This is a genomic window from Bacillus sp. UMB0893 (assembly GCF_002858905.1).
Taxonomy (GTDB): Bacteria; Bacillota; Bacilli; order Bacillales; family Bacillaceae; genus Bacillus_P.
In genome coordinates this window covers 240,675-255,146 of sequence record NZ_PKLB01000008.1, presented here as the reverse complement: position 1 = coordinate 255,146, position 14,472 = coordinate 240,675, and the positions used below count along the sequence as shown (strand labels likewise).

General features: G+C 39.1%; 18 protein-coding genes and 1 pseudogene. 10 read left to right on the top strand and 9 right to left on the bottom strand.

Annotation, left to right across the window (positions count from 1 at the left end; all coding sequences use genetic code 11):
* Nucleotides 1-117: 117 nt before the first annotated feature.
* The 5 genes from CYJ36_RS18500 to fabL form a co-directional block, all read right to left on the bottom strand.
* On the bottom strand, nt 118-1,839 hold the full coding sequence (locus CYJ36_RS18500) for an ABC transporter ATP-binding protein (protein ID WP_180850456.1): 1,722 nt from the start codon (nt 1,837-1,839) through the stop codon (nt 118-120).
* A gap of 347 nt (nt 1,840-2,186) precedes the next feature.
* Complete coding sequence (ntdP, locus tag CYJ36_RS18495; RefSeq protein ID WP_101568731.1) at nt 2,187-2,717, bottom strand: nucleoside tri-diphosphate phosphatase; 531 nt, start codon at nt 2,715-2,717, stop codon at nt 2,187-2,189.
* A gap of 144 nt (nt 2,718-2,861) precedes the next feature.
* Nucleotides 2,862-3,116, bottom strand: coding sequence for a YgaB family protein (locus CYJ36_RS18490; RefSeq protein ID WP_101568730.1), 255 nt, complete (start codon nt 3,114-3,116; stop codon nt 2,862-2,864).
* A gap of 258 nt (nt 3,117-3,374) precedes the next feature.
* On the bottom strand, nt 3,375-3,563 hold the full coding sequence (locus CYJ36_RS18485; protein ID WP_101568729.1) for a gamma-type small acid-soluble spore protein: 189 nt from the start codon (nt 3,561-3,563) through the stop codon (nt 3,375-3,377).
* A 69-nt stretch (nt 3,564-3,632) separates the two neighbouring features.
* A complete protein-coding gene (gene fabL / locus CYJ36_RS18480) occupies nt 3,633-4,385 on the bottom strand; it encodes an enoyl-[acyl-carrier-protein] reductase FabL (RefSeq protein ID WP_101568728.1) in 753 nt (250 codons plus the stop codon).
* Between the two features lie 88 nt (nt 4,386-4,473).
* On the opposite strand from fabL, the gene CYJ36_RS18475 reads away from it, so the two are divergent.
* A complete protein-coding gene (locus CYJ36_RS18475) occupies nt 4,474-4,698 on the top strand; it encodes a hypothetical protein (protein ID WP_101568727.1) in 225 nt (74 codons plus the stop codon).
* Between the two features lie 170 nt (nt 4,699-4,868).
* Here CYJ36_RS18475 and mutY read toward each other — a convergent pair whose 3' ends face one another.
* Nucleotides 4,869-5,978, bottom strand: a complete 1,110-nt coding sequence (gene mutY, locus CYJ36_RS18470) for an A/G-specific adenine glycosylase (protein ID WP_101568726.1) — start codon at nt 5,976-5,978, stop codon at nt 4,869-4,871.
* Between the two features lie 391 nt (nt 5,979-6,369).
* Between mutY and CYJ36_RS18465 the strand changes: the two genes are divergently transcribed.
* A complete protein-coding gene (locus CYJ36_RS18465; RefSeq protein ID WP_101568725.1) occupies nt 6,370-7,350 on the top strand; it encodes a metal-dependent hydrolase in 981 nt (326 codons plus the stop codon).
* Nucleotides 7,351-7,381: 31 nt separating this feature from the next.
* Here the strand turns inward: CYJ36_RS18465 and CYJ36_RS18460 are convergent.
* Nucleotides 7,382-7,652, bottom strand: a pseudogene (locus CYJ36_RS18460) (YfhJ family protein).
* A 114-nt stretch (nt 7,653-7,766) separates the two neighbouring features.
* On the opposite strand from CYJ36_RS18460, the gene CYJ36_RS18455 reads away from it, so the two are divergent.
* Together CYJ36_RS18455 and CYJ36_RS18450 are read left to right on the top strand one after the other, a co-directional pair.
* Complete coding sequence (locus CYJ36_RS18455; protein WP_101568724.1) at nt 7,767-7,937, top strand: small, acid-soluble spore protein K; 171 nt, start codon at nt 7,767-7,769, stop codon at nt 7,935-7,937.
* Nucleotides 7,938-7,968: 31 nt separating this feature from the next.
* The gene (locus tag CYJ36_RS18450; protein ID WP_101568723.1) at nt 7,969-8,124 is read left to right on the top strand and encodes a YpzG family protein; all 156 of its coding nucleotides are present in this window, start codon (nt 7,969-7,971) and stop codon (nt 8,122-8,124) included.
* Here CYJ36_RS18450 and CYJ36_RS18445 read toward each other — a convergent pair whose 3' ends face one another.
* Nucleotides 8,125-8,499: a YfhH family protein gene (locus CYJ36_RS18445; RefSeq protein ID WP_101568722.1), complete on the bottom strand. Its 375-nt coding sequence runs from the start codon at nt 8,497-8,499 to the stop codon at nt 8,125-8,127.
* Nucleotides 8,500-8,570: 71 nt separating this feature from the next.
* Here CYJ36_RS18445 and CYJ36_RS18440 point away from each other — a divergent pair, with 71 nt between their 5' ends.
* Entirely contained in the window at nt 8,571-9,242 is a 672-nt protein-coding gene (locus CYJ36_RS18440; RefSeq protein WP_101568721.1) for an SDR family NAD(P)-dependent oxidoreductase, read from the top strand.
* A gap of 4 nt (nt 9,243-9,246) precedes the next feature.
* Here the strand turns inward: CYJ36_RS18440 and recX are convergent, their stop codons facing one another.
* Nucleotides 9,247-10,056 carry a recombination regulator RecX gene (gene recX / locus CYJ36_RS18435; RefSeq protein ID WP_101568720.1) on the bottom strand — a complete coding sequence of 270 codons (810 nt, stop codon included), beginning with the start codon at nt 10,054-10,056 and terminating at the stop codon, nt 9,247-9,249.
* Between the two features lie 408 nt (nt 10,057-10,464).
* Here recX and CYJ36_RS18430 point away from each other — a divergent pair, with 408 nt between their 5' ends.
* The 5 genes from CYJ36_RS18430 to CYJ36_RS18410 all read left to right on the top strand — a co-directional run bounded on the left by CYJ36_RS18430 (nt 10,465) and on the right by CYJ36_RS18410 (nt 13,884).
* Nucleotides 10,465-11,367 (top strand): TIGR01777 family oxidoreductase, encoded by a 903-nt coding sequence (locus CYJ36_RS18430; protein ID WP_101568719.1) that lies wholly within the window; start codon nt 10,465-10,467, stop codon nt 11,365-11,367.
* A 24-nt stretch (nt 11,368-11,391) separates the two neighbouring features.
* Nucleotides 11,392-12,531: an amidohydrolase gene (locus CYJ36_RS18425; RefSeq protein ID WP_101568718.1), complete on the top strand. Its 1,140-nt coding sequence runs from the start codon at nt 11,392-11,394 to the stop codon at nt 12,529-12,531.
* Between the two features lie 295 nt (nt 12,532-12,826).
* The gene (locus CYJ36_RS18420; protein WP_101568717.1) at nt 12,827-13,384 is read left to right on the top strand and encodes a GNAT family N-acetyltransferase; all 558 of its coding nucleotides are present in this window, start codon (nt 12,827-12,829) and stop codon (nt 13,382-13,384) included.
* Between the two features lie 100 nt (nt 13,385-13,484).
* Entirely contained in the window at nt 13,485-13,613 is a 129-nt protein-coding gene (locus CYJ36_RS18415) for a YfhE family protein (RefSeq protein ID WP_101568716.1), read from the top strand.
* Between the two features lie 79 nt (nt 13,614-13,692).
* Complete coding sequence (locus CYJ36_RS18410; protein ID WP_101568715.1) at nt 13,693-13,884, top strand: YfhD family protein; 192 nt, start codon at nt 13,693-13,695, stop codon at nt 13,882-13,884.
* Nucleotides 13,885-14,472 lie beyond the last annotated feature (588 nt).

Below are 14,472 nucleotides of genomic sequence, written 5' to 3'. Positions count from 1 at the left end.
AAGCTTCATGACAATAGACACAAAAAAAAGAAGCAATCCTGTTAGGACTGCTCTTTTTTACTTATTATGGAATTAACATCACTTTTGAAAGTCATTTATTATGATAGAAAAATATGGTTAGTCTAATTGCTGAATTTGGAAAAGTGCATAATAATGGCCTTGTTTTTTCATTAGTTCATGATGTGTACCCTGTTCTGCTATTCTTCCGTTTTCAACCACTACAATTTTATCTGCATGCGTGATTGTCGAAAGGCGGTGTGCAACAATGAAAGTTGTCCGATCTTCAGCCAGTTTTTCAAGTGCTTCCTGGATGAGATGTTCACTTTCTAAATCAAGCGCTGACGTCGCTTCATCCAAAACAAGGATAGGAGGATTCTTTAAAAATACTCTCGCAATCGCAATTCTCTGTTTTTGCCCTCCTGAGAGTTTGACGCCCCGTTCACCGACCTTTGTGTCATAGCCATCAGGGAATCCCAAAATAAATTCATGGGCGTTTGCTTCTTTAGCTGCTCGAAAAACTTCTTCGTCAGAGGCTCCGGGTTTTCCAATCAGGATATTTTCTTTCACAGACTGGCTGAATAAGAATGTGTCCTGCAGCACCATGCCGATTTGATCTCTCAAACTTTGCGCCCGGTAATCTCTGATGTCTATTCCATCAAGAAGGATGCGTCCTTCCGTAACATCGTAAAAACGCGGAATTAAGCTGATGAAAGTTGATTTGCCTCCCCCGCTCATCCCAACTAATGCGACCGTTTCTCCTCTCTTTACTTCTAAAGAGACGTGATCTAGAATCATCGGTTCCTTCTCGCCATATTTAAAAGAAACGTCTTCAAACTTAATGCTTCCCTTGATAGCTTCTGCTTCAATTGCATTTGGTTTGTCTGTGATATCATACTTCTCATCAATCAATTCAAACACCCGGTCCATCGATGCCAGAGCCTGTGTCAGTGTTGTTGATGAAGTAACCAGACGTCTGAGCGGATTATACAGCTGATCAATATATGCAATAAATGCTACCATTGTCCCAACAGTCATATCCCCATGAATAACCTGATAGGCAGCATATGAAATGACTAATAGAGGTGCAACGTCTGTGATTGTATTGACAACAGCAAACGTCTTAGCATTCCAGCTCGTATGATCCAATGCCTTTGATAAAAAATTATGATTTTCTTTATCAAACTCAGCCTGCTCGTGATCTTCAATAGCAAAACTGCGAATCACCGGCATTCCCTGCACGCGTTCATGAAGATGGCCCTGAACCTGGGCAAGCGCCTGAGATCGAACTCTTGTTAAGTGTCTCAGCTTACCGTAAAAGTACTTAACAGAAAAGCCATAAAGAGGGAATAAAACAATAGAAACCAGTGTCAGCTTTATATCCATTGTAAACATAATAATGACTGCGATAATAATTGTAAAAATATCGAGCCATACGTTCATTAACCCTGTAATTACAAAGTTTTTCGTTTGTTCGACATCATTTATTATTCTCGAGATGATCTCGCCTGCTCTTGTGTTGGCATAGTAGCGGAGACTTAGCTTTTGCAGATGTGTAAACAAGCTGTCTCTAATATCATATAGAATTTTGCTTCCAGTCCATTGTGCAAAATACTGCCGGTAATACTCGATGGGCGGTCTGATAATCAGAAAAATAGCAAACATGATTCCCATTATCGTCAGAAGCTTTGCCGTTTTTTCGTCGGCAGACATTTTTCCGCCTAATATATCATCCACAACGTACTTAAGCAAAAGCGGTGTAAGTAATGGAATAGAAAATTTAATAATACCGATAAGAATGGTTCCTGCAATTTGAAATTTATAAGGTTTCACAAACTTCATGTAACGTTTTACTGAGCTCAAACTTTTAGTCTCCCCCTTTCTTTTTTGCTTCTTCGCAAAGATTGTTGTTTTTCGTATAAATACTCATTCAATAAATAAAATTGTAGAGCAACAATGTTTCAGCAAAGAGCCTTCTTTTTCTATTTTGTACGCAGAGGAGTATCTCATACTAACTGGCACTGCATCTTGCCGACAGACATCAGAATCGCAAGAAAAGCCCATTATATTAAAGGTTACGGCTGAATCTTGTCAATAGAGAAAAGCCTGTTTGTCAAACAGGCTTCCGAGTCATATCCCCAAGTCTGCTATGAATGTTAGTGTGCGGGAAGTTTCTTGTAACATCTCATTCATTTTACATGCGTTAAATAGCGTTCGTACCACTCATCAATGAATTCTGCCGAGAACGGTCCTTTTTGCTGTCTGATCCAGCGCAGCAGTTTTTCAAGATTGTTCTTTAAGATTAAGTCGATGACATCAGGATAATTCATTTTTTTACGGTGATATTCATATTCATCTTCATCTAATATGATATAGGTCATATCAGGAAATATTTTAACATCAAGGTCATAATCTATGTATTTCAGGGCTTCATCGTCCCATGCAAAAGGCGAGCTGATATTGCAATAATAATAAATGCCATCTTCACGGATCATGCCAATTACGTTAAACCAATACTTTGTATGAAAGTAACAAATAGCAGGTTCACGGGTAATCCATGTTCGTCCATCAGATTCCGTAACAATTGTCCGATCATTTCCGCCGATTATACAATGCTGACTAGCCTTTAATACTGTCGTTTCATCCCAAATTCGATGAATATGCCCATTATGCTTGTAACTATGAATTTGTATGTTATCTCCTTCCTTGGGAAATCCCATTTTACTCCCCTACTTTCCGTATCGCCGCTATGCTACAAGGGCAAAGATCTTCAAATATACGTTTTTACTATTATAACGTTAGCTAGTAAAAAAAGAAAATAAAAGAGCCATCCAAAACGTATGGAGACTCAGAATTATTGCATTTTATTTATGCATTGGCTCATGTTTTTGATACACACGGATGACCTCTTCCGTTTGCTTTTCAAACACCTTTTGCATGGTGCGGAGCTCGCTTTTCATATAATCAATTTCTGCCTGAACATCCTGACATTTAGCTTCTGATGGAAGGTTGTTTAGCTGCTCTTTAACCTGCTGGCATCTCTCAATTTCTGATTGCAAGGATAACAGTTTCTCCATTGTTTGAAGCTGGCTGCCGACCAAAAGATCAAATTCTTTCAATCAAAATCACCTCTTTCTTAAATCCTTCTGGTTTGATACCCTATTACTTCTTCTTAATAGATGTCTTTCCTTTGACATTATCTGTTGAGGATTGAGAGGTTTTGTCGGATGCCATAATCTTTCTTATGTTACTTGCATTCTGAATTTTTCAAATTAATGATTTTTTCGGGGAAACAAAAGTGGTGCCAAATCAATTGGCACACGTAGAAAAGACACTTCTTCACACAAGGAAGAAGTGTCTTTATTGTCGGTTTTAAATTAAGAATTTTGGTTTTTCTTAGCTTCAGCTTGTTGATTTTGTTTTTTTACTTGTTGAGCATCTGTTTCACTAGCGAACTCAGCTCCGAATTGTTGTTGACCTTGAGAAGCTTGAGCGTTTTGTTGTTTCACGTGTTGTACGCTAGTACCAGATTGAGTTTTGTTTGGTTGTTGTTGATTGTTTGCCATGTTTATCACCTCCACGAAATTTATCATGTCCAGGAGATGAAAGTAATATCCAAAGATTAATAATTTTTTTTACATCAGGAGAGAACGGCCGCCGTCAACGATAATAGTCTGGCCTCTAATCATCGATGCCTGTGGTGAAATGAGAAATTCAACAGCATCAACCATGTCTTCCATATCAACCATACGGCCTGCAGGCGTCATTCGTTTTGCATCTTCTAACAGCTCTTCACGATTTGGAAAATGCTTCAGCGCTTCCGTATCGACAGCTCCGCCTGAAACCGCGTTTACCACGATATTTTTAGAGGCAAGCTCAACGGCTAAATAGCGTGTCAGCGATTCCAGAGCAGCCTTTGAAACACCGACAGTCGTGTAATTTTCAAGAACACGGATTGAACCTAAAGAGCTGATGCTCACAATTGATCCTCCCCCTGTTTTTTCCATTCGCTTTGCAGCTTCCTGTGCGCAAAACAAGAGGGCTTTGCTGTTAATATCCATCGTCCAATCCCAATGGCTCTCTTCAAGCTCCATTAAGGGTCTTAATACACCAGACGCAGCATTGTTAACAAATATATCTAAACGGCCAAATGTTTCATCAATTTCAGTGAACATTTCTTTGATTTTTTCTGGTTTTCCGACATTCGCCTTAACAACGAGCGTTTTTACGCCAAGAGCTTCAATTTCTTCTGCTGTTTGCAGAGCTGCGCTTTTGCTTCTTGCATAATTGATGACAATATTATAACCCTGTTTAGCAAGACGGATCGCAATGGCTTTTCCAATCCCGCGGCTGCTTCCAGTAATTAATGCTGTTTTTTCATGGTTCATTTTTACATCTCCTTATTTCCTATAAATCGTATAGTTGTTTTCATTGTATCAAACAATAGTATAAGCGAGTAGCAGAGGAGGAACACTTATGTACGTAGGCCGTGATATGACGGAATTATCCATGATGTCAATCCATGAATGGAAGGATAGTGAGCTTTCATACTTTCATCATGGACTTCAGCAAATGATGCTCTATTTGAATGCTGAAGGACAAACGATCCACCGTGAAATTATTGAAGAAATTGAAGCCCGCGGCGGATTAAAACGAAACGAAGCTGATTATACCCACGGGACAAAAATAAGCTATGATTGAAATGAATCGGCCTGAACCAGGCCGGTTCTCTGTTTTCATTTCTTAACCTTCTGCCTAATTCAAAATAAATGCGGAATTGGTGCCTGTGAACTTGCGGTAGACACCAATTTCTTTGAGGAAACAACCTTTTTCTGTGGGCAAATTAACATGTTTCCTCGGTATCCAGGCTTTCAAAAGCTTCGTTTTCCTGTCTGCCCCAGCGACATTTGAAAAATCTTCTGATGCGACACAGGGAATGCATATCTTTGCATTTCTTCTTCGGTCACTTTAACAAGATTCTTATAGCTGCTCCCAGGATTAAGCTTGCCAGTATAGACTGAAATATTCCATACTAAATGGGAAAAAACGTGCTGGATCGTTCCTGTCAGAGGTTCAAGTACTGCTTCCGCTTCATATTCATCACGCAAGTAAGCTAACAGCTGCTCTTTTTGCGAAACGATATCGATTGATGTTTCACAGTTAGGAAATTCCCATAAATTAGCAAGCAGCCCTGATGAGTTACGTTTGTGAATGAAATAATGACCTTCTTTATCTTTTAAAACAACTGCGGCCATCGTTACCTGTTTTGGTTTCTTCTTTTTGCTTTTTACAGGAAGCTCACGCTGGACACCTTCATGAAATGCATGACAATGCTCTCTGACTGGGCACATTAAACATGATGGTGATTGTGGGGTACAAATAATGGCTCCAAGCTCCATTAATGCCTGATTAAATTCAGATGGATGTTCCTTTGAGATGACCTCATAAAGAATTTTTTCAAAAATGGTGCGCGTTTTAGGTTTGGCAATATCCTCCCATATCGAAAGAATTCGTGACATTACCCTCATCACATTACCATCTACAGCAGGCTCTGGCACGTTATAGGCTATGCTTAAAATAGCCCCCTTTGTATACGGGCCAACACCTTTTAATTTGCTTATTTCCTCGGGGGTGTCGGGTACAATCCCACCATAGCTGCTCACAACCTCTTTCACTGCCGAATGCAAGTTGCGGACTCTTGAATAATAGCCCAATCCCTCCCAGGCTTTTAGCACATCTTCTTCATCTGCACTGGCCAAAGCTTCAATCGTTGGGAATTTATCTGTGAACGCCAGAAAATAAGGAATCACTGTATCTACTCTTGTTTGCTGCAGCATGATTTCAGAAACCCATACCTTGTAAGGATCTTGATCTTTTCTCCAAGGTAAATCCCTCTTTTCAAGCATGTACCATGAAATTAAATCGTTTCTGAAACCATCTATATCTAATGAGTGCAGGTTTTTATCTATTGAATCGAGCATATTTAAATATCCTCCGCATGTTATTTTTATAGGAAATTTGGGAAAATAGATGGTAGGCTGATTTTTGCATCAACTAACGGCTGTGTTCACAAAGATTGTTGTTTTCCGTATTATGTAAAATACACGCCTATTTTTAGGGTATCGAGTTCTTTTCTAATAAAATCGCTCGAAGATTCCCCTAAAAATACGTATAAAAACTAAATACGATTAGAAACCTGCAATGTTTAAGAAAAGAGGCTAACTAAAAAATCATACAGCATTCGCTGCAAATTAAAAAGGGGTACGGCATGCCTTCTCACAAACACCTTAAAAAATGGTCATGTATTCCTATAAAATAAAGGGATAAGAAAACCTTATTTCATCATATGAATGTGACAGGAGGTTTTAATGAGTGGATACTGGAACACATGTTGTGATGGGGATTGCACTTGGCGGGCTTGCAGCATTGGACCCTGCCGTTAGCTCTGATCCAGCCACTGCTCAGGCAGTTATGATCGGAGCCATTGCAGGTTCACAAGCCCCTGATTTGGATACCGTTTTAAAATTCAGGAATAACGCAAAATACATTCGAAATCATCGCGGCATTACCCATTCTATACCAGCTGTTATTCTGTGGTCGATCTTAATAACTGCCCTATTATACTGGATCATTCCAGGAGCTGATCTGCTGCATTTAGGAATATGGACTACTATCGCTGTCGTTCTTCATGTATTTGTTGATATTTTTAATGCTTATGGAACCCAGGCATTGCGTCCATTTTCACAAAAGTGGGTTGCACTTGGGATGATCAACACTTTTGATACGTTTCTATTTGTCATACACGTTATCGGAATCGTAGCATGGGTATTTGGTGCACCGTCAGGCTACACCTTTTTAACGGTCTTCATTGTTGCATTTGGATATTACATTCTTCGCTATTTAATGAAAAGAAGAATTATCCGCAAAGTACATGAAAAATATCATGATGTAGAAAAAATCATTATTTCCCCTACGATGAAATTCAGAAAATGGCGTGTCGCGATCATTACGAAAAACCATTATTATGTCGGGCTCTCATTTAATGACGAATTGACGATATTAGATGAGTATGACAGGGTCCCAGTGCCGCAGACGAAAATCATCCAGGCTGCAGAGCAAGATGAAAACATTTCGGCATTTTTATCTTTCTCACCTGTTTATCGATGGGAGATTGATGAATACTCAGACCATTACGAAGTGAAATTTATTGATTTAAGATATCGGAGTAAAGGCCACTACCCATTTGTTGCCATTGTTCAATTAGATCAAGATTTGAACATCGTCAGTTCATACACCGGCTGGATTTTCAGCGATGAGAAGCTTAGAAAAAAATTAGATTTAATGCCTGAATAAAAAGACTTGGTGCAAGATGCGCCAAGTCTTTTTAATGAAGCAATGGATCATTATCATTAAGCAAATGTTTATATTTGGGATTTTGCGGCTAAAAACTTGTGCAATTGTGATCCATAGTTATTGATCCACTGTGTAACGATCTTCTCAGTTACATCTTTTCCGCGGTATTTTTCACCTGCTTTAGCATAAGTTGCTTCAAAATCCTCTTATAGAAGCTCAGGTCAGGTTCGTGCCCTCGCATAGCTTAACGATGGATTCTTTTCTAACAGTAAGCTGGTCAATCGTTCATAATACATTTCCATTTTTCATCACCTCAAGGCATTGATTCACTGCTTATAGTTTTCCTTGCAGCATCACATACTATAAGTACGCTTCATTTATTGAAGCTATTTTTAAACCCATTGGAGGTCATACGCATGCGGAATAAAGCAAAAGACTTTCCGATTGAATCAGGCAACAACAAGTTTGAAGGAGAGCCAAGAGCTAAGGATGACTATGCTTCAAAAAGAGCCGATGGCACGACTAACACACATCCACAGGAAAGAATGCGGGCTTCAGGCGAACGAGACCAAAATCATCGTTCCTAGGTATGCACAAATTTCGCGGAGGTGCTTATAAATGGGTACAAATAAGAAATTTTATAATAACCGATATGCGAATCCGTTTCAGCAGCCGTGGGCTAACCCCAAGCATGCACATTCGCAAGTTAATGGGCAAACGCAGCTAACACAAGATTTAATTATATTAGAAGCACAAACAAGAAAAAGATCTTAGCTAAAAGCATAACGAATCATACTGAATGAAACAAATTTCAGTGTGATTCGTTTTTTTCCTTTTTTTGCCAAGCATGGAGATCGGGAGACCTTCTTCTTCATTCGGACTTTCTAAACGATGACCCCATGCAAAAACACCATTCATGTATTCAATCTTGAAATAAGTTCCCAGCGCTTCATTTATCTCGTAAATTTCACCAGGCAAATAATCGTCTGGATTCAGCAAATATGCTTGGGCCATGGTAATTTTACGGTCCAATACAGCGAATTCGTTTATCATTCCCATTTGTTCCGCTTTTCGTGATTTTTCCCGGAGCTGTGCAATTTCTGTTTTCAATTCATATTCAGACAATGTACTGTATCGTTTTGTTTGCACAATGATCTTCCTTTCGCATTTTTCAACTTTAAGTATAGAATAGAACTATAACACCATCTAGGAGTGAATCTATGTCAGCAATTGTTATTACAGGAGCAGGTTCAGGTCTTGGCCGTGCTTTGGCAGAGCAGTACAGCAGCCAATATAATGAAATCATCTTAATCGGAAGAAATCAAGACAGACTGGAGCAAACAAAAGAAATCCTGCTTCAAAAAACGGAACTTGAAGTTTTTACATATCCATTAAACATCCAGAATCAAAAAGAAGTTGAGACATTTAGCAAAATGATATTCAGTCAGCATAAAGTGACTGCATTGATCAACAATGCAGGAGTCGGCCACTTCGGTCCAGTCACTCAAATGTCTGCTGAAGAGATTGATGAAATGCTTGATACAAATGTAAAAGGCACCATTTTTTTAACCCAAGCATTTATAAATGAATTCTCTAAAAAAGGAACAGGCAAAATATTAAATATCATCTCGACGGCAGGACTTCGCGGCAAGGTTAACGAAAGTGTATATGCGGCGTCCAAATTTGCGGTCAGAGGCTTCACTGAAAGTCTTGTGAAAGAACTAGGCGGATCAGGAATTATGATTTCGGGTGTATACATGGGCGGTATGGACACGCCGTTTTGGGACCATAACGATCATATTAAAGATAAGTCGCGCCTTAAATCACCAGAGACAATCGCTCAAAGAATTTTCAGCATGGATGATGGCAGAACAGAAATATTGGTTGAGTAGGATGTTAATCCTGCTCTTCTTCGTTTAAAAAGCGATCGATTAATTCAATCGAAAAGCCTTTCCGGTAAAGGGCTTGTTTCATTTTCATTTTATATTGATTTCGAACTTCTTTTGCATATTTCCTTTTTAGCTTTTCTGCTTGAAGGACAAGAGAATTCCACTCTTCGTCATCATTATTTTCATACGTTAGTTCTTCAATAACAATAGAAATCACATCATAGCTGAAACCTTTTCGCATAAGAGTCTGTTCAACTTTTTGCTTGATTTGCACTGTGGAAATTTTCGACTCTTTCCGGACTATCTTTTCAGCATGGATCATTGCCTGTTCAAATTGATCTTCTTTTGAGTATTGAAGTAAAGATTTTTCAGCAATCTCTTTGCCGATGCCCTTCATTGCCAGCTCTCGCTTTATGACACCTGGACCTTTGCCTCCTGTTTTCCAATGCGTCCGTATATATGCATCTGCAAACTCTTCATCGTTAACATATTTATAATGGCGCAGCTGGTGAATAACTTCGGTAATAACCGCTTCTTCATATTCCTTTTTTAACAGCATGTCTGCTACTTCTTTTTCAGAACGCATTCGAAATCCCAAGTATTCAATTGCTTTATTAAAAGCTTTCTTAATAGAGTCTCCATATTGAATCTCAAGAATCTCCATTTCATCCAGTTCAAGCCCTTTTCGAAGCCCAAATTTCAGCAGAATATTTTGGTCCACGCTAAAAGCAAATTTCTCACCGCTGCCGTCATTCATAAAGACATTAAATCGTTCTTCACTGCTCTTTTGAGCCGTTATTTTCGTTATTAATGGCATATTTACACCTCTTTGCAATCTTATCATATTTCACTTGCAGAACATTGAGAAAAGGATTATCGGTGTTTGATTGAAGTACTATAAGGATAGAGAAATAAAGAGCGGAGATTGATTTTTCGCAATGGCTCTTTTCGTAAAGTTTGTTGCTTTTAGAAAAAATGGTTAAAACCTTTAGTGGATTGGAGCAGAAGGCACTTGACTCCTGCGGGAAATAGAGGGGAATGGGAGACCCCACAGGCATAACCGAGGAGGCTCCCATCCCTCACAGCGGAAAGCAAGTGCCTGCAGCGGAAATCCACGGGTTATATTTATAACAAAAAACAACATTCAATGCGAAAACAACCTTCGCAAAAAAAGGGAAATGACAGATAAGACGTATGGCTTTCCATTAAATGAAGGAGTGATACCATGAAAATTGCCATAGCAGGCGGCACAGGTTTTGTAGGTAAGAAACTGACAGAATTTCTTTTAAATAAAGGAAATGAGGTAATCATATTAAGCAGGAAGAAAAAAGAAAGTTCTGCTCCTCATCTTCGATATGTAGAGTGGATGTCAGATGGAACTGCTCCTGAAAAGGAACTGAATGGAATCGATGCTTTTATTAACCTGGCAGGCAAATCTATTAATGACCGCTGGACAGAGGAAGCGAAAAAACTCATTGTGGAAAGTAGAGTAAAAACGACTCGAGAAATATACAGGATTATAAATAGCATTTCAATAAAGCCAGAGGTCCTGATAAACGCAAGTGCTGTCGGAATATACGGCACCTCAAAAGAAGAAACTTTTACTGAAGAAGCCAGTCCATCAGCTTCAGATTTTCTTGCAGAGACTGTTAAACGCTGGGAACAGGAAGCCTCTAAAATTTCTGAACTTGGTGTCAGGACAGTATTTACACGCTTCGGCATCATTTTAGGAGAAGCAGGAGCATTGCCGACTATCGTTTTGCCTTACAAAATATTTGCTGGCGGAACCGTTGGATCTGGGACACAATGGATGTCGTGGATTCATATAAATGATGTAGTGAAACTTATTCATTTTTTGATTAGTCAAAAATCGATTGAAGGTCCTGTTAACGCGACATCGCCTAATCCTGTTCAAATGAAAGACTTCGGAAAAACAGTTGCCAGCGTGCTGCATCGCCCCCACTGGATTCCTGCTCCAAGCTTTGCACTTAAGATTGTCCTCGGAGAAATGAGCATTCTTGTTTTGGAGGGTCAGCGTGCAGTTCCGAAAGTCGCACTTGAGAATCATTTTGAATTTTCGCATCCAGTACTTGAAGAGGCTCTTGCAGACATATTACAATCCACTTAAGGACAATCGGAATAGGAGCTTATCATGGATAGTATTTTATTTAGAAATGCCACAATTTACCCAGTTACATCAAAACCGCTTTATCAATCAGATTTGCATATATCAGGCGGTAAAATCATAGCGATCGGCAAAAATTTACCATGCCCTGAACTTACCGACATCATTGACTGCAAAGAACAGTTCCTTTTTCCAGGATTCATCGATGTTCATACTCATCTGGGCCTCTATGATGAAGGGACAGGCTGGGCTGGAAATGATGCGAATGAAACGATTGAAGTTCTTTCCCCTCATATTCGTGCTCTCGATGGTGTGCATCCTCTTGACCAGGGCTTTAAGGATGCCATTCAATATGGAATCACAACCGTTCATATTATGCCTGGAAGCGCCAATGTAATTGGGGGAACAACTTCTGTCATCAAAACATATGGTAAGAATATTAAGGATATGATTGTCGTTGAGACTGCTGCCTTAAAGATTGCTTTAGGTGAAAATCCTAAACGAATTCACAGTCACGGCAATAAAGACTCCATTACCCGAATGGGGATAATGGGGATGCTAAGAGAAGCTTTTTACAAAGCCAAATGCTGCAAGGAGCCCGATGATTTCAGATCTATTTCTATTCGAAAAGTGCTGAATCGTGAAATACCGGTCCGTATCCATGCTCACCGTTCAGATGATATTCTCTCAGCGATCCGTTTTGCAGAAGAATTCGACCTTGACTTCAGGATTGAGCACTGTACAGAAGGACACCTTATTGCAGAAGAATTCACAGGCAAAAACATCAAAGTCAGCGTAGGTCCGACATTAACCAGAAAATCTAAAGTAGAGCTGAAAAACAAAAGCTGGCTTACTTATCAGGCACTAGCCGACCAGGGTGTTGAGGTCTCTATTACGACCGATCACCCTTACACACCTATCCAATACTTAAATGTCGTGGCTTCTATCGCTGTCAGGGAAGGTTTTGAAGAACAATTGGCGCTTGAGGCAATCACTATTACCGCTGCCAGAAACCTTATGATTGAAGATCAAATCGGCAGTCTTGAATTAGGAAAAGATGCAGATATCGTGCTTTGGAATCACCATCCTTTTCACTATCTTGCCAAGCCGCAGCTTACAATGATTAACGGAAAAATCGCCTTTCAAAATCCGGAATTTACCTATTGAAATTTCATTGAATTTCGTCATGAAAAATCATGATTTTGTTCATAAAAAATTAACAAAAAAAATAGTTTCATTTTGAAAAAAAATCGAGTATGATACGAGAGGTAAGAGGAATAAAATAATGACAAAAACCGAATGATGCAAATGCGTGGGAAGGCAAATGGTGCGCCACCAGTAAACTGGTCCTAGTGGGTTCGATTCCCACCCCGAAATTTTTTTATCTAATTTAAAAAATTTCGAGGGTGGGACTTTAACACGACAAGTCTGTAAGTCTGCCCTCTGGTTGGAGGGATAGCAGATGCTAAAAAAACGTGATATTCAAGACAGTCAGCCGCTTTATGATCAAATGGTTCACCCTGATGTCTTCCCTTTTGTGCGCCACAAAGCAGCATCAATAGATGAATATCTATTTTTAACAAAACAAACGATTGAAGCAGAAGAGCGCGGGGAATTGATTTCACGTACCATTCTCGATGAATGGGGCTCTCCAATCGGAACAATCAGTTTATTTGATATTCAGGACAATGCCGGATTTCTTGGAACCTGGCTTGGGAAACCTTACCACGGAAAAGGCTATAACCAAGTTGCAAAAGATGCTTTTTTCAATGAACTCTTTTTTGAGCTTGATATTGAACGGATTTTTCTCCGCATCCGCAAGAAAAACGTCCGCTCAACGAAAGCCGCTGAAAAATTGCCCTATGTTGTAAATGCAAACGAAACAAGAAAACCTCTGCTCGATGAAATCAATCAAGGTGAGGATATTTATAACTTATATGAAATTTCAAAAGACCTTTATACGTTTTACACCATACGTACAGCGGTGTCTGCAGAAGAACAGCACCTTAAAGAAGCTTAGAATAGATAATCCTGCTCAGGGTCGAGCAGGATTTTTTTGTATGGGAATAACAAAAGATGACAAAAATAGTGCTGACACATAAAAGAAAGGGTGAAACAAAATGGCTGATAAAAGAAAAAAGGAAAAAACACGTAATTCTTTACGCGGTGCACAAGAAGTAACCTATTCAAGAGAATTTAAAATGGCTGATCGAGCCGGCGGCTACATAGAAAATAAATCAAGACATTAAGGACAAACATATTTCCATGACGGTCGAGCCAAACTAAGCTTGAACATTACGTTCAAACATTCAGGTTGGGGGTCATATCATGGGTAGAGCAAATAGCCAGCATTCTAGAAGCAAAAGCAAAAACTCATTAGCTCAAGTTCCGAAAAACCTTGAACAGGAATCAGATGGTGTATATGAGGAATATTCTGAAGAACTTGCAGATGAAGCAGATGTAAAAGCTCAGGCACGAGCAAAAGCTGCAGATGAGCGTCAGGGAAGAACAAAAGCGTAGCGCCTTGGTCAGCTCGCGAAGAAAATAGGAATTGACCGGAGAAGGCGCTTTTTGCCTTTTTCGGGCAATTGTCTTTTTCACAGTGAGCTAGGTACCGAAGCTGAACGTAGATACCTTTATTTCATTATCAATAACCTTTTAACTTTTATAATTTCCTAAACAAATAAAAGACTTACAGAATGACTAAAACATCGACTTTCAGAAAGGAGAGTGCTTTTTCCGCTCTCCTTTTTTCTTTTTTTATGTATATAACCTGTGGATAATATTATCCACAGGCATGTGAACTTTGTTGATAAGTTTCATCAAACACTTATTATTCCTGTTAGCTGAAAAATTATCTGTTTTTTTCAAATATTTGTGGAAAACACCTCTTATAATTGTGGATACTGTGTATAAACCTGTGGAACGCTCTTATTTCTAACCTTTTTATTGTGGATAAGTATTTTTGGTGAAGATTGTGCATATTTTATATACCTTTTACAAATTTTATATATACATCATAGATTGACATCATGAATTTCTGAAAGAGCTGCCAGTCAGGCTGCTCTTTTTTGGCTCTTTTCGTAAAGTTTGTTGCTTTTTGAAAAA